Below are 20,706 nucleotides of genomic sequence, written 5' to 3'. Positions count from 1 at the left end.
TCCCGCCGGTGCGCCCTCACCGCCCCCTCGCCACCCATCGTGCGGCCGCCCGGGCCACGGGGCACCCGCGGGACCCCGCGCGCCCGCGCCGGCCGGGCGTCACGGCGGGGTGGGGCGCACCGCGAGCAGGGCGATGTCGTCGGTGCTGTCGGCGCCGAACTGGATGACCAGTTCGTCGCAGAAGACGTCGAGCGGGTCCCGGGCGAGGTCCGCGGCGTGCCGGCAGAGCCGGTCCATCGCGTCGTCGAGGGACTCCCCGCGGCGCTCGATGAGACCGTCGGTGAAGAGCAGCAGGGTGGAGTGCGGCGGCAGCACGTCGCACGCGGAGGGGCGGGGCTGGTCGGGATCCATGCCGATCAGCAGGCCCCTGCCCGCGTCCAGACAGCGGGTGTCCCCCTCCCGGGTGGTCAGCAGCGGCGGCAGATGGCCGGCGGAGGAGTGGTGCAGGCTCCGCCGGCCGTCGTCGCCCTTGAGCAGGGCGTAGACGCAGGTGGCGGTGGACAGCGGGGACAGGGTGTGGCTCGCGAGGTCGAGGCGGCGCAGGACGTCTCCCGGCGGTTCCGGCCGGTCGACGGCGATGCCGCGCAGCATGTTGCGCAGGGTGCTCATGGCTACGGCGGCCTTCAGGTCGTGGCCCGCCACGTCGCCGATCACCAGCACGGTGTCGCCGCCCGGCACCGTGAAGGCGTCGTACCAGTCCCCGCCGACCTCGGCGGTGCTGCTGGACGGCAGATAGCGGGCGGCCAGCTCCAGGTCGGCGACGCGGGGCAGTTCCGGCAGCAGGGCGCGCTGGAGCTGTTCGGCGTTGGAGTGGGCGTACAGGTGCAGACGGGCGTTGTCCACGCCGAGCGCGATGCCGCGGACCAGCTCCGCGATCAGCTGCACGTCCTCCTTGGTGAACGGCTCCTCGTCCCGCACGCGGACCATGGTCAGCGCGCCGAAGACGTCCCGCTGGGCCCGCAGCGGAGCGACGACGGCGCTGCTTCCGCCCAGCCGCCGCACCAGTTCCAGCTGGCGGGCGTCCAGGGGGTTCGCGGCCCGGCCGAGCGAGGCGATGCCGGTGACCAGCAGCGGGCCCGCGCCGCGCAGCACCCTGGGCAGGGACGTTCCCTGCGCGGTCCCGGACATCTCGGGCAGCGTGCCGAGGTGCCCCGGCGGGACCAGCACCCCGGGATCGCGGTGCACGACGCACACCCGCCGCACCCTGCCCTGCTCGTCGACGAGGTCCGCCGCGCACCAGTCGGCCAGCCGCCGGGTCAGCGCCTCGCACACCCGCTGCAGCCGCTCCACCGGGTGGAGGGTGCCGCTCAGCGCCCGACCGGTGTCCGCGAACAGCGACAGCCACTCCGGCGCCGCCCTCTCCAGGTTCGCCCGGGTCGTCTTCCTGGTGGTGGTCGGCAGGTGCGCCGGGCCCGGCGAGGGCCGGGTGGCGTGCCGGTCCCCCGGCGCAGCGGGCGGCGGGCCGGGCGGAGCCGTCGTCGTGGTGAGCTGGGCGACGAACACGGTCCGCCCGTCGACCGCCTCCTGGGTCTCGATGGACAGCCGGAGGGGGATCATCCGGCCGTCGCGGTGCAGCGCCGGTACCGGTATGGACCGGCCCAGGATGCGGGACTCGCCAGTGAGCAGCAGCGAGGTGAAGGCCGCCACATGGCGTTGGCGCAGATGCTCGGGGATGAGCGCGGTCAGCCGCTGTCCGACCAGGTCGTGGGCGTGCCAGCCCAGCAGGTTCGCCGCGGCGCCGTTCACCGCGATGATCCGGTTGCGGTCGTCCGCGGCGACGGTCGGCACGCCGGCGGCCTCCACCTCGCTCGCGTCCCAGGGCGCCAGTTCCGTCGGGGTGGCGCTCGGCGCGCCCTTGACCAGCGTCCAGGCCGTCGGGGGTCCGCCGGACAGCTGGCCCGCGATCTCGTCGAACAGCCAGTGCCGGAAGGCGCGGATCTGCGGGAGCGCCGGCAGGGTCAGCAGTCTCTCCGCCTGGGCCGCCGTGTCGGCCTCGTCGAGGACCTGCTGCAGCACCATCACGTCTTCGGCGGCGTCCGCCGGGAACGCCACGCGCAGGGAGAGGGTCGAGCTGTCCGGGGTCTCCTGCTCCACGGCCGTCGTCATGCACGCGCAGATCATGCTGCTCGTGTCCTGGGCGGCCACCAGGTCCGCCGGCCGCACCCCCGTCCGGGTGGCGGTGGACGCGGCGAGGAGCGCCTCGCGCAGCAGGCCCTCCCAGTGCTGCTGCGCCGCCCAGTACAGCGCGTACGGCACGTCGTTGAGCGTCAGGGTGACCGTCGGGCCCGCCGGCGCCAGGGTCTCCCAGACGGAGCCGGGCGGGGCCGGGGCCTCGGGCCACAGCTCGAACCAGACCGTCTTGCGGTCGGCGTCGCTGTGCACGCCGTGGCCGGCGGCCAGCTCCTCCACCAGGGCCAGGCCCCTGCCCGTGCTCGCGTAGGGGTGGCGGTCGTGCGGCACCAGCCCCCGGTCCGGGCGGCGGTCGCCGACCCGCACATGGGCCCGGCCGTCGACGGCCCAGGCCCGCACCTCGACCTCGGTACGGGCGTGGATCACCGCGTTCGTGACCAGCTCGCCGGCCAGCAGTGCGGCCGTGTCCGTCACCTCGGGCGCGACACCGTGCAGTGCCGACCGCACGAACCGGCGGGCCCTCGCGACGTTCTCCGGCGCCGGGGACTGACGGCACATCGACGCCCCGGGCGGCATGGGGCTGCCCATACCGGCTGGGTGCCCAGAAACATCGTCAGGAACCGGCAGGACGGCCGCTGCCGGCGCCGCGTCACGGCATGTCCTGCTCGGTCCAGATCGTCTTGCCCGTGGGCGTGTACCGGGTGCCCCAGCGGTGGGTCATCTGGGCGATGATGAACAGGCCCCGCCCTCCCTCGTCCTCGCTCGCCGCGTGCCTGAGATTGGGCGAGGTGTGGCCGGCGTCGGACACCTCGCAGATCAGCGCCCGGTCGCGGATCAGGCGTACCCCGATCGGGCCGCCGACGTACCGGATGGCGTTGGTGACCAGCTCACTGACGATGAGCTCACTGGTGAACGCCAGGTCGGGCAGGTCCCAGTCGCTGAGCTGCTTGCCGACGGCGGTACGCACCGTGGCCACCGCCGCCGGGTCGGGGAGCACCGACCACTCGGCGAACTGGGTCCGGTCGAGCAGGCGGGCGCGGACCAGGAGCAGCGTGGCGTCCACGTCGACCGGTCCGGGCAGCAGGTCGGTCACCGCCCTGTCGCACAGCGCCTCCAGGGATCCCCGGGCGCCGGTGAGGACGCGCGCCAGCTGGGTGAGCCCGGCCTCCCGGCCGGGGGCCGTCTGCAGGAAGCCGTCCGTGAAGAGGGCGAGGAGACTGCCTGGCGCGAGTTCCAGTTCCGTGCTCTGGTACGGCAGGCCGCCGACGCCCAGCGGCGGTCCGGGCGGCACCCGCGGACGGTGCACCAGGCCCGTGCGCGGGTCGACCACCATCGGCGCCAGGTCCCCGGCCCGCGCCAGGCTGCACTGTCCCGAGACGGGGTCGTAGACCGCGTACAGGCAGCTCACGCCGAGCGCCTCGTCGGTGTGCGGCCGCGGCCGGCCCGGCCCGCGGCGGTGCCCGCCCTCGCACGCGCTCTCCTCGACCAGGTCGGCGAGCCGGGACAGCAGCTCGTCCGGGCTCAGGTCGAGCCGGGCCAGGACGCGCACCCCCGTACGCAGGCGTCCCATGGTGGCCGCGGCCCGCAGTCCGTGACCGAGTACGTCCCCGACGACCAGGCCCACCCGGGTGCCCGACAGCGGGATGACGTCGTACCAGTCGCCGCCCACCCCGGACCCGTTGTCGGCGGGCAGGTAGCGGCTCGCCGCGTCGACGGCGGCGTGCTGCGGCAGACGGCGCGGCAGCAGGTTCCGCTGGAGTTTGAGGGCGACGCCGTGCCCGCGGGTGACCACCGGCATCAGCACCATACCGACCAGCAGGGCGCCCAGCCCCAGCACGGTGACCCCGCCGGTCCTGCCGACCAGCGGCAGGTCGACGGTGGTCGCGCCGTACCCGGGGTTGGCGTAGACCACGAAGGCGGCGTAGAAGAACAACAGGGCCATGACCACCCCGCCGAGGCCCGGCAGCACGCCCTTGAAGACCAGGTTCCCGGCGTTGTCGGCGAGGACCTTGCGGTGGTACCAGACACAGGCGAACCCGGTGACCCCGTACTGGAAGGCGATCGCGAGGCCCACCGACTCGATCGTGTCGGCCACCACGTTCCGGCTGAACACCGTCAGCAGGACGTACAGGACCAGCGAGCCCGCTCCCATGCCCACGGTGCTCCAGGTCGGGGTGAGGAACCGGCGGTGGACCCGGGCGAACCGGGCCGGGACGGCCTTGTGAACGGCCATGGAGAAGACGGTCCTGGCCAGGGGCAGGATGGTGGTCTCGGCGGAGGCCAGCGCCGAGGTCAGCACCATCAGGACCAGCAGCCGCGACATCAGCAGGCCGGCGCCCTGGCTGCCGAACACCGCCTGGCCCAGTACGGAGAGCACGTCCTCCGCGTCACGCGCGTTGCCGAGCCCGATGCCGGAGGTGCCGATTCCCGCGAACGCCTGCGCCGAGGTGGACACCAGCCCGTACATCACCAGCAGCAGCACCGTGGCCAGGATCGCGGCGCGCCCGGGGATGCGGGTGCTGTCGACGGTCTCCTCGTTCACCGAGAACGCGGTGTCCCAGCCCCAGTAGATGAAGACGCCCGCGAGCAGGCCCGAGGTCAGCGCCTTCGCCGAGGACACCTCGAACGGGTTGAACCAGGAGGCCGACACATGGATCGCCGTGGGCGGCGGGTCGGTGTAGGCCCTCACCAGCGCGGCCAGCGCGAACACGACCAGCACCGCGACTTCCAGGCACAGCAGCCAGCGCTGGACGACCGACGAGAACTCGATGCCGACGTAGCAGACCGCGGTCAGCACGACGATCCAGCCGACGCCCACCGCGGTGGTCCACAGCCGGTCCTCCGCCATGGCGTCCAGGCCCACCAGCCGGAAGGCGTAGGCGGCGGCGACCTCGGCGAGGTTCGCCATGACGAGGATGTTGGCGACGATGAGGCCCCAGCCGCCCATCCATCCGACGCGCGGCCCGAAGGCCCGGGTGGCCCAGGTGAAGGTGGTGCCGCAGTCGGCGTTGCTGGCGTTCAGCTCCCGGAAGGCGTACGCCACCAGCAGCATCGGGATGAACGCCAGCATGGTCACGATCGGGGCCTGCAGTCCGACCCCGGCCACGATGATGCCCAGCGTGGCGGCCAGGCTGTACGCCGGCGCGGTGGAGGCGAGGCCCATGGCCACTGAGGAGAACAGGCCGAGGGCATCGCTCTTGAGCCCCTTGCGGCCCGCCCCCGTGCCGGGGGCGGGGCGGCCGACGAACAGGTCGCTGCCGAAGACCCTCACACTTGATTCCAACCCCACCCGCCACCCTCCGCAACAGCGCCGCGCCGGCACCTGCGCGGACGGGGGTTACGACGACGACCGGCACGGACGGGCGCGTCCGGGTGACAGCCGCGGCGGCGGCCGCGTGCGGTCTCCCCCCCACCTCATGGCCGACCGTGCCGACCGGGTCGATAGGCCGCGAGCAACTGCTCGAGCAGAGCCGCGGTGACTTGACCGGTCGAAGGGCGCGTCACGACGTTGAACTCCCAGGGGATGCCCTCGTTCAGAGGGACGACCGCGATGTCCTCACTGGGCGGGATCAGCAGTTCGGGAAGGAGCGCGATGCCCAGACCGTTGGCGACGAAGACCGGGATCGAGCTGGTCTCCGTCGCCTCGACCGCGACGTCGCGCACCACCCCGCGTGCGCCGAGCACGGCGTCGAGGACGTCCCGGTTGCCGAAACCGGCGGGCGCGTCCACGAAGCGCTCATGCGCGAGATCCTCCAGCGCCAGTGCCGCGCGTGATGCGAGTTCATGGTCTGCCGGGAGGACGACCGCGTAGGGCGTCGTGGCGAGCCGGTGCACGGCGAGGCCGGGGCCCGCGGTGGACGCCGGCAGCCCGTACAGGCTGAGATCGAGCCGCCCCCGCCGCACCGCGTCGGCGAGCTCCGCCGAGCCGGACGAAGACGCGCGCAGCCGCAGGTCGACGAGCGGGTGTTCGCGGTGGAAGGCGCCGATGACCCGCGGGATCGCGAGGTAGCTCACGCTGGAGAACACCCCGATGCGCAGTTCGCCCCGCAGTTCCCCTCGCGGGTCGGCCGCGGTGCGGGCGCGCGCCTCGGCGTCGGCGATCGCGCGAAGCGCGGGCAGCACCGCCTCTCCGGCGGCGGTGATCCGCACCCCTCGCTGGTCTCGCTCGAAGAGCGCGGTGCCGAGTTCGCGCTCCAGCGCCCGAACGCCGGCGGAGACGGTCGACTGTGCCGCGTAGACGCGTTGCGCGGCACGGGTGAAGCTCAGCTCGTCGGCGACCGCGATCGCGTACTCGACCAGTCGGGTCTCCATCTCTCCGTCTCCCAGCTCCATCGTCTACGTCGATGACTGTGACCAAGAGTATGCGTTGGACGCGATGACGCGAGGTCTCGAGCATGGAGGAATGACGACAACTGCTGCTCCGGCCCGGACGCCGGCCACCGAACGACTTCCGCATGGGGCGGGGTTCTGGATCATCGCGCTCGCCTTCGGCACCGAGCTCGCGTTCTGCGCCGTCCCGACGCCCCTCTACGCGATCTACCAGCAGCACGACGGCTTCCCGACGATCGTCCTCACCATCGTCTTCGCCGCGTACGCCGTCGGGGTCATGCTGAGCCTGTACCTCGCGGGCCATGTCTCCGACTGGCTCGGACGCCGGCGCGTGATCCTCGGCTCACTGCTCATCAACCTGCTGGCCGCGATCCTCTTCCTCGTCCGGAACGACGTCGCCGGCCTCCTCGTCGCCCGCTTCGTCAGCGGACTCGGCATCGGCATCCTCACCGCCACGGCGACCGCGCACCTCTCCGAGCTCGGCGCGGCGGCCCGCCATGCCAAAGGCCGCGTCGCCCTCGTGTCGACCTTCGCCAACCTCGGCGGCATCGGCCTCGGCCCGCTGATCGGCGGGCTCCTCGCGACCTGGTCCACACGACCGCTCGTCACCCCCTACGTGGCCTTCGCCATCCTCCTGGCCGTCGAAGGGATCCTGGTCGCCTTCGTTCCGGAGACGGTCGAGCGCCGTGAGGAGCGCCCTGCCTACCGGCCGCAGCGCGTCGCAGTGCCGGCGGCCGGGAGGAGTGCGTTCTGGGCGGCCGGAGCGGCGGCGTTCGGGGCGTTCGCGGTGTTCGGCACCTTCATGGGGCTGTCCTCGACCTTCCTCGTCGGTCTCCTCGGACTGCACTCGCACCTGCTGGCCGGCCTGGCGCCCTTCGTCGTCTTCATGGCGGCGGCCCTCGCACAGATCCTCACCGTGCGGCTGGCGATGCGCCCGCAGACCGGGCTCGCCATCGCACTCGCCGCGCTCGGGCTCGGGAGCATCGGCGTCGCCGCCGTCGTCGCCTCACTTCCGCTCTTCCTCATCGGCGGCGGAGTCGCGGGCGCGGGCATCGGCATCCTGTTCCGAGCCGCCCTCGGCACCGTCGCCGCGGTCGCGGACGCGGAGCGCCGAGGCGAGGCACTGGCCGGCATCTTCCTCATCGCCTACGCCGGCATGACCGTCCCGCCGCTCCTCACCGCCGGCGCGCTCAGGGTCTGGCCGACGGTCACCGTGCTCGTCGGCCTGGTCACCCTCGCCACGATCCTCGTCGCCGTCTCCGGCTCCCGGATGCTGCGCCGCTGAACACCGGCGCAGCAGGCCCCAACGGCATGCGAGGCACCCCCGACCGAGTGCCTCGCCCCCTCAGCGCGCGTGCCCGCCGCTCACCTCAGTGCGCGTGCCCGCTCGCTGCCGGCGCCGGACCCGCGTTCTTGACCGTCAGCGGCAGGAGCTTCTTGCCGGTGGGACCGATCTGGATGTGGGTGTCCATCTGCGGGCACACGCCGCAGTCGAAGCACGGGGTCCAGCGGCAGTCCTCGACCTCTGTTTCGTCGAGGGCGTCCTGCCAGTCCTCCCAGAGCCAGTCCTTGTCCAGGCCGGAGTCGAGGTGGTCCCAGGGGAGGACCTCCTCGTAGGTGCGCTCGCGGGTGGTGTACCAGTCGACGTCCACGCCGTAGGAGGCCAGCGCCTTGTCGGCGCAGGACATCCAGCGGTCGTAGGAGAAGTGCTCGCGCCAGCCGTCGAAGCGGCCGCCGTCGTCGTAGACCGCGCGGATGACGGCGCCGACGCGGCGGTCGCCGCGGGAGAGGAGGCCCTCGACGATGCCGGGCTTGCCGTCGTGGTAGCGGAAGCCGATCGAACGGCCGTACTTCTTGTCGCCGCGGATCTTGTCGCGGAGCTTCGCCAGGCGGGCGTCCGTCTCCTCCGCGGAGAGCTGCGGGGCCCACTGGAAGGGGGTGTGGGGCTTGGGGACGAAGCCGCCGATGGACACCGTGCAGCGGATGTCGTTCGAGCCCGAGACCTCGCGGCCCTTCTGGATGACGTGCGTCGCCATGTCGGCGATCTGCAGGACGTCCTCGTCGGTCTCGGTGGGCAGGCCGCACATGAAGTACAGCTTCACCTGGCGCCAGCCGTTGCCGTACGCCGTGGCGACCGTGCGGATCAGGTCCTCCTCCGAGACCATCTTGTTGATGACCTTGCGGATGCGCTCCGAGCCGCCCTCGGGGGCGAAGGTCAGGCCCGAACGGCGGCCGTTGCGGGTCAGCTCGTTCGCCAGGTCGATGTTGAAGGCGTCGACCCGGGTGGAGGGCAGGGACAGGCCGACCTTGTCGTCCTCGTAGCGGTCCGCCAGGCCCTTGGCGATGTCGCCGATCTCCGAGTGGTCCGCGGAGGAGAGGGAGAGCAGGCCCACCTCCTCGAAGCCCGTCGCCTTGAGCCCGCGGTCCACCATCTCGCCGATGCCGGTGATCGAGCGCTCGCGGACCGGGCGGGTGATCATGCCGGCCTGGCAGAAGCGGCAGCCGCGGGTGCAGCCGCGGAAGATCTCCACCGACATGCGCTCGTGGACCGTCTCGGCCAGGGGGACCAGCGGCTGCTTGGGGTACGGCCACTCGTCCAGGTCCATGACCGTGTGCTTGGACACGCGCCACGGGACGCCGGAGCGGTTGGGCACGACGCGGGCGATACGGCCGTCGGGGAGGTACTCGACGTCGTAGAACGCCGGGATGTACACCCCGCCGGTCTTCGCCAGGCGGAACAGCAGCTCCGCGCGGCCGCCGGGGCGGCCCTCGGCCTTCCACGCGCGGATGATCGCGGTCATGTCGAGGACGGCCTGCTCGCCGTCGCCGAGGACGGCCGCGTCGATGAAGTCGGCGATCGGCTCCGGGTTGAACGCCGCGTGGCCGCCGGCCAGCACGATCGGGTCGTCGTCCGTGCGGTCCCTGGACTCCAGGGGGATTCCGGCGAGGTCCAGGGCGGCGAGCATGTTCGTGTAGCCCAGCTCGGTGGAGAAGCTGAGGCCGAGGACGTCGAAGGCCTTCACCGGGCGGTGGCTGTCGACCGTGAACTGCGGGACGCCGTGCTCGCGCATCAGCGCCTCCAGGTCCGGCCACACGCTGTAGGTGCGCTCGGCGAGGACCCCCTCCTGCTCGTTGAGGACCTCGTAGAGGATCTGGACGCCCTGGTTGGGCAGGCCGACCTCGTACGCGTCCGGGTACATGAGCGCCCAGCGGACGTCGCACTCGTCCCAGTCCTTGACGGTGGAGTTGAGCTCTCCGCCGACGTACTGGATCGGCTTCTGCACGTGGGGGAGCAGAGCTTCGAGCTGCGGGAAAACCGACTCGACAGGCATCTCGCGAACCTTCATGAGCTGACAGGGGTGACCATCAAGCGTAACCCGGCCGGAGCACTCCCCCGAACGCTCAGAGGTCCGCGCCGGCACCGGCCTCCTTCCACACCGCGGGCAGGTCCGCCTCGGCCTGCGCCGCGCGGGCCTCCTCGCGGCCGTACAGCACGCCGTAGGTGAACGTGCTCTCCCCCGCCGCATGGGCCACCGCGGACAGTTCGCGCAGGGTCAGACGGGTCATGACGCTGTCCTGGTGGTCGCCGAGCAGCGTGGTGAGGGACTTCATGGACCGGACGAGGGAGCGGGCCGGTTTTCCGAGGGCCGGGGTGGCGGCCTCGGCCGCGTACCGGGTGCGCTTGGCCTTCTTGCGGGCCTCGTGCACGGCGACGTCCCGCTCCCGGCCGGGCGGAGCGGCGAGCGCGCGCTCGATCAGGGCGGAGAGCGCGGCCAGGTCCTTGTGCACGGCCTTGGCGAGCGCCTTCTCCGGTCGTTTCCCGGCGGCCTTCCGCAGGGGCGGGTCGGCGAGGAGGGCGTCCAGGGTGTCGAGGAGGGTGAGGTGGCGGCGGGAGTCCAGGACGCCGGTGAGGTGGGCGTGGGCGCCGCCGTGGCGGCCCTCGGCCCAGGCCGCGAGGCGTTCGCGGACCGGGCCTGCGACCAGCTCGGGCGGGAGGGCGTCGACGGCGGCCGTCAGGCGTTCGGCCTGCACCTCGTGGTCGCGGTCCACGCCCAGCTCGGCCGCGAGCCACTTCAGCTCGGCCGCGACGGGGTCGGTGACCGTGCGGTCGAGGAGGGAGCGGAAGGTGCGCAGGGTGCTGCGGGCGCGGCGGGTGGCGACCCGCATCCGGTGCACGGAGTCGGGGACGTCCCGGCGGACGGCGGGGTCCAGCTCGACCAGGGCGTCCCGCTGGGCGCGCAGATAGGCGAGGACGTGGTCGCCGGCCGTCACCGGCGGTGCGGGGGCGTCGTCCCTGCGGCGGCCTCCTCCGGTCTGTTCCAGGGCGCGGGCGAGTTTCGACGGCGAGGCCGAGCGGCGTACGCCGGCTCTGCGCAGCCGTTTCTCCACCTGGTCGAGGAAGGCGGGGTCTCCGTCGTCGGCGAGTTCCACCTCGATCTCGGTCCACTGGGCGGCGCCGCCCCCGCCGTCGAGCCGCTCGGCGGTCACGGCGTCGACGCTCGCCTCGGCGAGCAGGGTGCCCTCGGCGTCGACCAGGTGACGGACGTCGCGGGCGGAGCGCAGCCGGACCAGCGGGACCAGCTCGGCGTCGCGGACCCGGGAGCGGACGAGGGCGGCGATCTCCTCGGGGACGGTGTCGGAGAGCGGGGCCCGAATCTCGTCGCGCACGCCCGGCTCGACGGGGAACTTCAGATGCCAGCCGGCGTCCGCGCCGCCGGTGCGGCGGCGCAGGGTGAGGGCGGCGGTGGTCAGGCGCTGGTCGGCGGTGTCGTAGTAGGTGGCGTCGAGTTCCACCAGGCCCTTGTCCAGGACGGCCGCCACCCCGGCGACGCCGGTCAGGTCGGGCAGGCCGCTGTCGTCGGACTCGTACTTGCGCTCGATCTCGCGTTTCTCATCCGTCTTGTCCGCCATGGACCGAATCTAGTGGCCCGCGGGGCGGCACGGCAGGGGCCGTTCTGGATGGATGGCCGGGAAATGTCCGTCGTCCGCCCGGTGAACGGCCCCCCGCTCGTGCTGCCGGGGGTCTAGGCCGACATGGGTCTTTGCACCTTGATCGACTGCAGGAGTCCCACGGCCACCCACACCGCGAACATCGAGGAGCCTCCGTAGGAGACGAAGGGCAGCGGGAGGCCGGTGACCGGCATGATGCCGAGGGTCATGCCGATGTTCTCGAAGGCCTGGAAGGCGAACCAGGCGACGATTCCGGCGGCCACGATCGTGCCGTACAGCTCGGTGGAGTCGCGGGCGATGCGGCAGGCCCGCCACAGCACCACGCCGAGCAGGAAGATGATGAAGCCGGCGCCGACGAAGCCCAGCTCCTCCCCCGCGACCGTGAAGACGAAGTCGGTCTGCTGCTCGGGCACGAACTGGCCGGTGGTCTGCGAGCCGTGGAAGAGGCCGGCCCCGGTCAGACCGCCGGAGCCGATGGCGATGCGGGCCTGGTTGGTGTTGTAGCCGACGCCGGCCGGGTCGAGGTTCGGGTTGGCGAAGGCGGCGAAGCGGTTGATCTGGTACTGGTCCAGGATGTGCAGCTGCCAGATGGCGACGCAGCCGATCACTCCGGCGACGAGCAGGCCGAAGACCCAGCGGTTGGAGGCGCCGGAGGCGAGCAGCACGCCCAGGATGATGGCCACCATGGCGAGCACCGAGCCGAGGTCCGGCATGAGCAGCAGGATCATGCACGGTACGGCCGCGAGGCCGAGGGACTGGGCGACGGTCCGGTGGTCCGGGTAGGGCTTGTCGCCCGCGTCCACCCGGGCCGCGAGCATCATCGCCATGCCCAGGATGATGGTGACCTTGAGGAACTCGGCGGGCTGCAGCGAGAAGCCGCCGATGACGAGCCAGTTGCGCTGGCCGTTGATGGTGGCGCCGAGCGGGGTGAGGACCGTCAGGGCCAGGAGGACCGACAGGCCGTAGAGGATCGGCACGGCGTTGCGCAGGCCGCGGTGGCCCAGCCAGAGGGTGCCGATCATGAGCGCGAACCCGATGCCGATGTTCATCAGGTTGCGTTCGAGGAAGAAGTACGGGTCGCCCTGGTTGATCTCGGTGCGGTTGCGGGTCGCCGAGAACACCAGCAGGGTCCCGATCAGGGACAGGGTGAGCGCGGCCAGCAGGATCGGCCAGTCGAGCCGGCGGGCCAGCGAGTCGCGGGCGAAGATCCTGGTCCAGCCGGCTCGCTCCGGGCCGTACCCGGAGACGGAGAAGGTGTTCGTGCCGGTCATGCGGGCATCCTCCGGCTTCCCCTCCGGCGGGCGCGCGCCCTGCGGGTGTTGCGGTTTCCGTTGGTGGGCGAGGGGGTGGTGGCGGGCTGCTGCTGGTCGGTGCCGTTGCTGGGGTTGTCCTGCTGGGAGGCCTCGGCGTCCTTCGCCGGGTCGCCGGTGATCTTCGGCGAGGCGATCGTGCCGTCCGGGCGGACCTTGGGCAGGCCCTTCTGCGGCTCGGGCAGCAGCGCCTTCTTCTTGTCGACGGAGCCGTCGCCCTGGACGCCGTAGAGCGCGCTGTAGATGTTGCGCACGGCCTCACCGGAGGCGCCGGAACCCGTACCGGCCTGGGCGATCGTCATGATCACCGTGTAGTCCTTGGAGTAGGTGGCCAGCCAGGACGTGGTCTGCTTGCCGTAGACCTCCGCCGTACCGGTCTTGCCGTGCAGCGGGATCTTGTCCTGCGGCCAGCCGTTGAACTTCCAGGCCGCGGTACCGCGGGTGATGACGCCCGCGAAGGCGTCGTTCATGCCCTTGAGGGTGGCCTGGCTGACCGGCAGCTTGCGCGCCACCTTCGGCTTGATCTCCTGGACGCTCTTGCCGTCGGGGCTGATGATCGCCTTGCCGATGGTCGGGACGTACTCGGTGCCGCCGTTGGCGACGGCGCTGTAGATCATGGCCTCCTGTATCGGCGTGACGAGGGTGTCGCCCTGGCCGATGGAGTAGTTGATCTCGTCACCCTCGCGCATCTTGTTGCCTTCGAGGCAGTTCTCGTAGGCGATCTTCTGGACGTAGGAGCCGTCCTTCTTGCCGGTCTTGCACCAGGCGTCCTTGTTGGCCTTCCAGTAGTCGAGCTTCCACTGGCGGTCGGGGACCCGGCCGGTGACCTCGTTGGGCAGGTCGACGCCGGTCTCCTTGCCGAGGCCGAACTGGTGGGCGGTCCTGAAGAACCAGTCCTTGGGCTGGCCCTTCTTCGGGTTGATGCCGCCGTCCTTCTTCCACTCCCTGTCGGCCAGGCCGTAGAAGACGGTGTCGCAGGAGACCTCCAGGGCGCGGCCCAGGGAGATGTCGCCGAAGTTCTCGCCCTCGAAGTTCTTGAAGACCTGGCCGCCGACCGAGTAGGAGCTGGTGCAGGGGTAGCCGCCGTCCCAGGCGTAGCCGGCGTTGACCGCGGCGGCCGTGGAGACCACCTTGAACGTCGAGCCGGGGGCCGCCTGGCCCTGGATGGCCCGGTTGAGCAGCGGGTAGTCGGAGTCCTTGCCGGTGAGGGCCTTGTAGTCCTTGGCGGAGATGCCGCCCACCCACGCGTTCGGGTCGTAGGTGGGGGCGGAGGCCATGGCGACGACGCGGCCGGTCTTGGCCTCCATGACGACGACGGCGCCGGAGTCGGCCTTGTAGTTCTCGCCGGTGATCTTGTCGTACTGCTGGCGGGCGGCCTTCATCGCCTTGTCCAGTTCGTACTCGGCGACGCGCTGGACCCGGGAGTCGATGCTGGTGACCAGGTTCGCGCCGGGCTCGGCGGCGTCCGACTTGGCCTTGCCGATGACCCGGCCGAGGTTGTCCACCTCGTAGCGGGTGACGCCGGCCTTGCCGCGCAGCTCCTTGTCGTACTCCCGCTCCAGGCCGGAGCGGCCGACCATGTCGGAGCGCAGATAGGGCGAGTCGGTGTTCTTGGCCTTCTCGATCTCGGCGTCGGTGACCGGCGAGAGATAGCCGAGCACCTGCGCGGTGTTGGAGCCGCCGGGGCCCGGATAGCGGCGCACGGCCTCGGGCTCGGCGGTGATGCCGGGGAAGTCCTCGGCGCGCTCACGGATCTGCAGCGCCTGCTTGGGCGTCGCCTTGTCGGTGATCGGGATCGGCTGGTACGGCGAGCCGTTCCAGCACGGCTTGGGGGTCTTGGCGTCGCACAGCCGGACCTTCTGGATGACCTCCGCGGGCTTCATGCCGAGGACGCCGGCCAGCTTGGTGAGGACGGCCTTGCCGTCGTCCCTCTGCTTGAGAAGGTCGGTGCGGGAGGCGGAGACGACCAGGCGGGTCTCGTTGTCCGCGAGGGGCACGCCGCGGGCGTCGAGGATGTCGCCGCGCACGGCGGGGTCGACGACCTGCTGGACGTGGTTGCCGGACGCCTCCTTCTGGTACTGGGCGCCCTCGCGGATCTGCAGGTACCACAGCCGGCCGCCGAGCGTGCCGAGGAGGGAGAGGACGAGGATCTGGATCACGACGAGCCGGATCTGGACCCGTGGGGTCCGGCCGGTCTCGGGGATGTTGGTCACTGCGGTTGTCTCCCCCTCTCAGTGTGTGCGCGTCCGCGCGCGCGGCGCCGGTGTGGGACGGGCGTGTGCGCGTACGCATGATGAACGACCGGCCTGTGAACGCCCGTTCCGGGAAAGCCGACCCGTTCGGATGAACTTGCCGGGGTCCGGGGCTGTCTGACCGTGCTTCACAGCCGCTTGACCCCCTTGATGCGGCCGACCCGCGCGGAGCGGGTGCGGGCCTTGGCCTTCAGCGCGCCGAGGCCGCCGCGCTGGCCGCCGATGCGCAGGCCGGTGCCGGAGGAGAGCCAGCCGGCGGAGATGTCGCCGGCCTTGGCGGCGGGCCCGGTCTCGGTCAGCGGGTCGTTGTCCGCGCGGCGGGCCAGCCACATGATGCCGGGGACCACGAACGGGGCGAGCAGCAGGTCGTACAGGGCCGCCGAGAACAGCAGCCCGGGCAGGCCGACGTGGCGGGCGGCGGTGTCCCCGACCAGCGCGCCGACGCCCGCGTACAGCAGCGTGGAGCCGATGGCGGCGGCGACGACCACGGCCATCGGGCCGGTCGCCGACTTCAGGCGGCCGTTGTCCGGTCTGATGAGCCCGGCGAAGTAGCCGATGACGCACAGCACGAGGGCGTAGCGGCCGGCCGCGTGGTCGGCGGGCGGCGCGAGGTCGGCGAGCAGGCCGGCGCCGAAGCCGACGAGGGCGCCGCCGACATGGCCGTACACCATGGCGAGGCCGAGGACGGTGAGCAGCAGCAGGTCGGGGACGGCGCCCGGCAGATGCAGGCGAGCGAGGACGCTCACCTGGATCACCAGGGCCACGACGACCAGCGCGCTGGAGAGCAGGATCCGGTTGAGGCGCATGGAAGAGTCAGCTCCTACTGCTGCTGGCCGGTCGTGTCGTTCGCGTTCGCCGAGGGGGTCACCGTGACGGTCACCGTCGGTGTCGGCACCGGTTTGGGCTTGGCTGGCAGGACTTCGTCGCGCGGGTCCTTCTTGGGGGCCTGGACGACCACGCCGACGATGTCGAGCTTGCTGAAGCCGACGTACGGGGTGACGTAGACCGTGCGGGTCAGGCCGCCGTTGGAGGGCTCGACGCGGGAGACCACGCCGACCGGCACGCCCGGCACGAACGGCTTGTCGGCCTCGGAGCCGAAGGTGACGAGGCGGTCGCCCTTCTTCACCTCCGCCTTGGCGTTGAGCAGTTCCACGCGCAGCGGGCGGTCGCCCTGCCCGGAGGCGAAGCCGAGCTCGTCGCTGCCCTCCATGCGGGTGCCGACCGTGAAGTCGGGGTCGTTGGCGAGCAGCACCGTGGAGGTGTCGGGGCCGACGGTGGTGACCCGGCCGACCAGTCCGTCACCGTTGAGGACGGTCATGTCGCGCTTGATGCCGTCGTGGGCGCCGGCGTCGATGGTGATGGTCCAGGAGAAGCCCTGCGCCGCTCCTATGGCGATGACCTGGGCGCCCTTGATGCCGTACTGGCCCTCGCCGGCGAGCTTCAGCATCTTGTCGAGCTGGTTCAGCCGGCTGCGGTTGCGGTCGTCGCTGCCGAGCTTGGCCTTGAGAGCCGCGTTCTCCTTCTCCAGCCGGGCGAGCCGGTCGTGCCGGTTGCCGGAGTCCCTTATCGCGGAGACGGCGTTGCCGACCGGATCGACCGCCGAGGACAGCCCGTTCTCGACCGGGCCGAACACCGCGGCCGCGGCCTGCCGGGCGCCGTCGACCGGGGAGTTCCGGCCTCCGCGGATATCCACCGTGATCAGCGCGAACGCGATGGCGACCAGCAGGACCAGGAGCAACCGGCTCTCTTTCGTGTCCCTCACGTGCGGCGGCCGTGCCCTTCCTCAATAGGAATTCGAGGGGCCCCGGCGACGCGCCTGCGGGATACGCAGTCACAAGGGGCCCATTTGCGGGAGCTTATGCCTCTATATCAACGATCCGCCGCACGAGAGGAGAACGTCTCGTACGGCGGAATCGAAGAGTCGCGTCATCTGCGCGGCTGGGCGTCCAGCACCTGCTGGAGCGCCTCGAACTCCTCGACGCACTTGCCGGAGCCGAGCGCGACGCTGTCCAGCGGGTCCTCGGCGATGTGGATCGGCATGCCGGTCTCCCGGCGCAGCCGCTCGTCGAGCCCGCGCAGCAGGGCTCCGCCGCCGGTCAGAACGATTCCTCGGTCCATGATGTCGCCGGACAGCTCCGGCGGGCACTTGTCGAGGGTCGTCTTGACGGCGTCCACGATCGCGTTGACCGGTTCCTCGATCGCCTTGCGGACCTCGGCGGCGGAGATGACCACGGTCTTCGGCAGGCCGGACACCAGGTCCCGGCCGCGGACTTCGGTGTGCTCGTCGGTGTCGAGGTCGTACGCCGAACCGATCGTGATCTTGATCTGTTCGGCCGTGCGCTCGCCCAGCAGAAGGCTGTACTCCTTCTTGATGTACTGGATGATCGCGTTGTCCAGTTCGTCGCCCGCGACGCGGATGGACTGGGCGGTGACGATGCCGCCGAGCGAGATGACCGCGACCTCCGTGGTGCCGCCGCCGATGTCCACCACCATGTTGCCCGTGGCCTCGTGGACCGGCAGGCCGGAGCCGATGGCCGCGGCCATGGGCTCCTCGATGATGTGCACCTGGCGCGCACCCGCCTGGGAGGACGCCTCGATCACGGCGCGGCGCTCGACGCCCGTGATGCCCGAGGGCACACAGACGACGACCCGCGGACGAGCCAGATACCGCCGCTTGTGGATCTTCAGGATGAAGTAGCGGAGCATGCGCTCGGTGATCTCGAAGTCGGCGATCACGCCGTCCTTCAGCGGGCGGACCGCCACGATGTTGCCCGGCGTCCGGCCGATCATCTTCTTCGCTTCGGCACCGACCGCGAGGATCCCACCCGTGTTGGTGTTGATCGCGACGACGGACGGCTCGTTGAGTACGATTCCGCGACCCCTGACGTACACCAGCGTGTTGGCGGTCCCGAGGTCGACAGCCATGTCACGGCCGATGAACGACATAGAGTTCCCCATCCGGATTCATCTGGCCTTCCCATAGCTTTTGAGGGCATATCAGGTCGGCGAGGCGGGTGCTGTGACGTGAAGGCTTCCATCGTAAACGCGCCTGCACGAACACTGCGCGAGGGTCTCCGCCATTGTCACCAGATGGCGGCCCGCCCCGCTTGTGGAGACGGTCCAACGGGGGCACGCGTTCCCCCGATCGGTGCGGCATATGCCAAGGGACGGCCGGAAATGTTCGGCCGTCCCTGGTCAGACGGGGGCTCGGCGAACTGACGCCGCCTCAGAAAATTTAGCGAAAACTCTTCCCGCGGTGCGCGCCGCTCAGCCCCGGCCCGGGAAGAAGATCTTCACCTCGCGCTCGGCGGACTCCTCGGAGTCGGAGGCGTGGATCAGGTTCTCCCGGACGATGACGCCGTAGTCGCCGCGGATGGAGCCCGGCGCGGCGGCGATCGGGTCGGTCGGGCCGGCGAGCGCCCGGACGCCCTCGATGACCCGCTCGCCCTCGACGATCAGCGCGACGACGGGACCGGAGGACATGAACTCCACCAGCGGCTCGTAGAACGGCTTGCCCACGTGCTCGGCGTAGTGCTGCTCCAGCGTGGCACGGTCCAGGGTGCGCAGCTCCAGCGCCGTGATCCGCCAGCCGGCCTTGCGCTCGATACGGCTGATGATCTCGCCGGTCAGGCCTCGACGGACGGCGTCGGGCTTGAGGAGGACGAGGGTGCGCTGGCTCACGGAAGGCTCCTTACGCGACGGACGTGTGCGGTGGGACGAGGTTACAGGGCGTGTCGGCCCATCCGTCACGCAGCGTCAGGTGTGGAGGAGCCCGACTCCGCCTGGGCGGCGAACCTGGCCTTCGCCTCGTCCACCTTTCGACCGAAGTGCACCGACGCCCACCACAGCCCGGCGAACACCGCGCCCATGAAGTACATGGTCGGGACGAAGACGCCGGAGGCGATCAGGGCGATCTGCAGGGCCCAGCCGAGGGCCACCCCGCCGGGCCGGGTCACCATGCCGCACAGCAGCACGCACAGCAGCATGGCGATGCCGCTGACCAGCCACACCGTGGAGAGCGACAGGCCGGGGTCCTTCATCGCGACGAGTCCCGCGAAGCCGATGACGAAGAACTCGCCGATCAGGGTGGAGGAGCACAGCGTACGCATGCGCGGATCAGCCCTTCCCCAGGAGCAGGCGGGCCTCGCCCACCGTGATGACGGAACCGGTGACCAGGACGCCGCCGCCCGCGAACTCACCCTCCTCCTCGGCCAGCGTGATCGCGGCCTCCAGGGCGTCCGGCAGCCGCGGCTCGACCTGCACCCGGTCCTCGCCGAACACCTCCACGGCGATCGCGGCCAGCTCGTCCGCGTCCATCGCCCGGGGGGTGGAGTTCTGCGTGACGACGACCTCGGCGAAGATCGGCTCGAAGGCCTCCAGCAGGCCGCGCACGTTCTTGTCGCCGCTCGCGCCGACCACGCCGATCAGCCGGCTGAAGTCGAACGCCTCCTGCACCGCCTCCGCGGTCACCCGCGCGCCCGCCGGGTTGTGCGCGGCGTCCAGCACGACGGTCGGGGAGCGCCGTACGACCTCCAGGCGGCCCGGCGAGGACACGGCCGCGAAGGCCTTGCGCACGGTGTCGATGTCCAGCGGATCCGGGCGCTGCGCGCCGACGCCGAAGAACGCCTCCACGGCGGCCAGGGCGACGGCCGCGTTGTGCGCCTGGTGGGCGCCGTGCAGCGGGAGGTACACCTCGGGGTACTCGCCGCCGAGGCCGCGCAGCGTGAGCAGCTGCCCGCCGACGGCGACCTGCCGGGCGACGACGCCGAACTCCAGGCCCTCGCGGGCCACGGTGGCGTCCACCTCCACGGCCTTCTTCAGCAGCACCTGCGCCGCGTCCACCGGCTGCTGCGCCATGATCACGGTCGCGTCCTGCTTGATGATGCCGCTCTTCTCGCCGGCGATCTCCGCGGTCGTCTCGCCGAGGCGGTCGGTGTGGTCGAGGTCGATCGGGGTGATCACCGCGACATCGCCGTCGATCACGTTGGTGGCGTCCCAGGAGCCGCCCATGCCGACCTCGACGACGGCCACGTCGACCGGGGCGTCCGCGAAGGCCGCGTACGCCATGCCGGTGAGGACCTCGAAGAACGACAGCCGGTACTCCTGCTGTGCGTCCACCATCTCGACGTACGGCTTGATGTCGTCGTACGTCTCGATGAAGCGCTCGGCGGAGACCGGGGCGCCGTCCAGGCTGATCCGCTCGGTGATCGACTGCACGTGGGGGCTGGTGTAGCGGCCGGTGCGCAGCTCGAAGGCGCCGAGCAGGGCCTCGATCATGCGGGCGGTGGAGGTCTTGCCGTTGGTGCCCGTGATGTGGATCGAGGGGTACGAGCGCTGCGGCTCGCCCAGGACGTCCATCAGCGCGGAGATGCGGCTGACCGACGGCTCCAGCTTGGTCTCGCCCCACCGGGTGGCCAGCTCGGCCTCGACCTCGCGCAGGGCCTTGTCGACCTCGGGGTCCTCGGGCCGGGCGGGCACGTCTGCCTGCGGCTGCCCGCCCTGGGTGCGCAGGGTGCGGCTGCCGGCCTCGATCACGGCGAGATCGGGGTCTCGGGTGGTCTCGGCTTCGATGATTTCGTCGAAGGAGCCGAAAGGGTCGGGGGTGTCGCTGGTGCCGGGGTGGTCGCTCACGGTGCCAGTCTACGGAGCGGGGGTGACAAAGGGTGCGGTGGCTCGGTGCGCCTACTGGAGGGGGTGGCCGAGCGTGTCGTGCGAGTGCGGGTCGCCGGTCGCTC

Annotated in this window: 14 protein-coding genes; 1 reads left to right on the top strand and 13 read right to left on the bottom strand. The window is 71.5% G+C overall.

What is annotated here, in order from left to right:
* Positions 1–99: 99 nt before the first annotated feature.
* The 3 genes from ACGFZN_RS22630 to ACGFZN_RS22620 all read right to left on the bottom strand — a co-directional run bounded on the left by ACGFZN_RS22630 (position 100) and on the right by ACGFZN_RS22620 (position 6,441).
* Positions 100–2,718, bottom strand: coding sequence for a SpoIIE family protein phosphatase (locus tag ACGFZN_RS22630; RefSeq protein ID WP_393860272.1), 2,619 nt, complete (start codon positions 2,716–2,718; stop codon positions 100–102).
* A 61-nt stretch (positions 2,719–2,779) separates the two neighbouring features.
* The gene (locus ACGFZN_RS22625) at positions 2,780–5,401 is read right to left on the bottom strand and encodes an amino acid permease (RefSeq protein ID WP_393860271.1); all 2,622 of its coding nucleotides are present in this window, start codon (positions 5,399–5,401) and stop codon (positions 2,780–2,782) included.
* A gap of 143 nt (positions 5,402–5,544) precedes the next feature.
* Positions 5,545–6,441 carry a LysR family transcriptional regulator gene (locus ACGFZN_RS22620; RefSeq protein WP_393860270.1) on the bottom strand — a complete coding sequence of 299 codons (897 nt, stop codon included), beginning with the start codon at positions 6,439–6,441 and terminating at the stop codon, positions 5,545–5,547.
* A gap of 91 nt (positions 6,442–6,532) precedes the next feature.
* Between ACGFZN_RS22620 and ACGFZN_RS22615 the strand changes: the two genes are divergently transcribed.
* Positions 6,533–7,744 carry an MFS transporter gene (locus ACGFZN_RS22615; RefSeq protein WP_393860269.1) on the top strand — a complete coding sequence of 404 codons (1,212 nt, stop codon included), beginning with the start codon at positions 6,533–6,535 and terminating at the stop codon, positions 7,742–7,744.
* A gap of 85 nt (positions 7,745–7,829) precedes the next feature.
* Here the strand turns inward: ACGFZN_RS22615 and ACGFZN_RS22610 are convergent, their stop codons facing one another.
* The 10 genes from ACGFZN_RS22610 to ACGFZN_RS22565 form a co-directional block, all read right to left on the bottom strand.
* Positions 7,830–9,791 carry a TIGR03960 family B12-binding radical SAM protein gene (locus ACGFZN_RS22610; RefSeq protein WP_393860268.1) on the bottom strand — a complete coding sequence of 654 codons (1,962 nt, stop codon included), beginning with the start codon at positions 9,789–9,791 and terminating at the stop codon, positions 7,830–7,832.
* Positions 9,792–9,861: 70 nt separating this feature from the next.
* Positions 9,862–11,370, bottom strand: a complete 1,509-nt coding sequence (locus ACGFZN_RS22605) for a CHAD domain-containing protein (protein ID WP_393860267.1) — start codon at positions 11,368–11,370, stop codon at positions 9,862–9,864.
* 113 nt (positions 11,371–11,483) lie between these two features.
* Positions 11,484–12,680 carry a rod shape-determining protein RodA gene (gene rodA, locus ACGFZN_RS22600; protein WP_393860266.1) on the bottom strand — a complete coding sequence of 399 codons (1,197 nt, stop codon included), beginning with the start codon at positions 12,678–12,680 and terminating at the stop codon, positions 11,484–11,486.
* Positions 12,677–14,932: a penicillin-binding protein 2 gene (mrdA, locus tag ACGFZN_RS22595; protein ID WP_393860265.1), complete on the bottom strand. Its 2,256-nt coding sequence runs from the start codon at positions 14,930–14,932 to the stop codon at positions 12,677–12,679. Before mrdA ends, rodA begins: the two co-directional genes overlap by 4 nt.
* A 167-nt stretch (positions 14,933–15,099) precedes the next feature.
* On the bottom strand, positions 15,100–15,777 hold the full coding sequence (gene mreD / locus ACGFZN_RS22590) for a rod shape-determining protein MreD (protein WP_393860264.1): 678 nt from the start codon (positions 15,775–15,777) through the stop codon (positions 15,100–15,102).
* 14 nt (positions 15,778–15,791) lie between these two features.
* Positions 15,792–16,733, bottom strand: a complete 942-nt coding sequence (gene mreC / locus ACGFZN_RS22585; protein ID WP_393860263.1) for a rod shape-determining protein MreC — start codon at positions 16,731–16,733, stop codon at positions 15,792–15,794.
* 164 nt (positions 16,734–16,897) lie between these two features.
* Entirely contained in the window at positions 16,898–17,917 is a 1,020-nt protein-coding gene (locus ACGFZN_RS22580; protein ID WP_014672705.1) for a rod shape-determining protein, read from the bottom strand.
* A gap of 321 nt (positions 17,918–18,238) precedes the next feature.
* Positions 18,239–18,652: a nucleoside-diphosphate kinase gene (ndk, locus tag ACGFZN_RS22575; RefSeq protein WP_330339977.1), complete on the bottom strand. Its 414-nt coding sequence runs from the start codon at positions 18,650–18,652 to the stop codon at positions 18,239–18,241.
* A 65-nt stretch (positions 18,653–18,717) separates the two neighbouring features.
* The gene (locus ACGFZN_RS22570) at positions 18,718–19,080 is read right to left on the bottom strand and encodes a DUF4233 domain-containing protein (protein ID WP_393860262.1); all 363 of its coding nucleotides are present in this window, start codon (positions 19,078–19,080) and stop codon (positions 18,718–18,720) included.
* Positions 19,081–19,087: 7 nt separating this feature from the next.
* Entirely contained in the window at positions 19,088–20,602 is a 1,515-nt protein-coding gene (locus tag ACGFZN_RS22565; RefSeq protein ID WP_393860261.1) for a bifunctional folylpolyglutamate synthase/dihydrofolate synthase, read from the bottom strand.
* Positions 20,603–20,706 lie beyond the last annotated feature (104 nt).

Origin of the sequence: Streptomyces sp. NPDC048192 (assembly GCF_043202415.1) — a bacterium.
Classification (GTDB): Bacteria; Actinomycetota; Actinomycetes; order Streptomycetales; family Streptomycetaceae; genus Streptomyces.
Note: the sequence above shows the minus strand (reverse complement) of the source record. Positions and strands in the feature narration are given on the sequence as shown.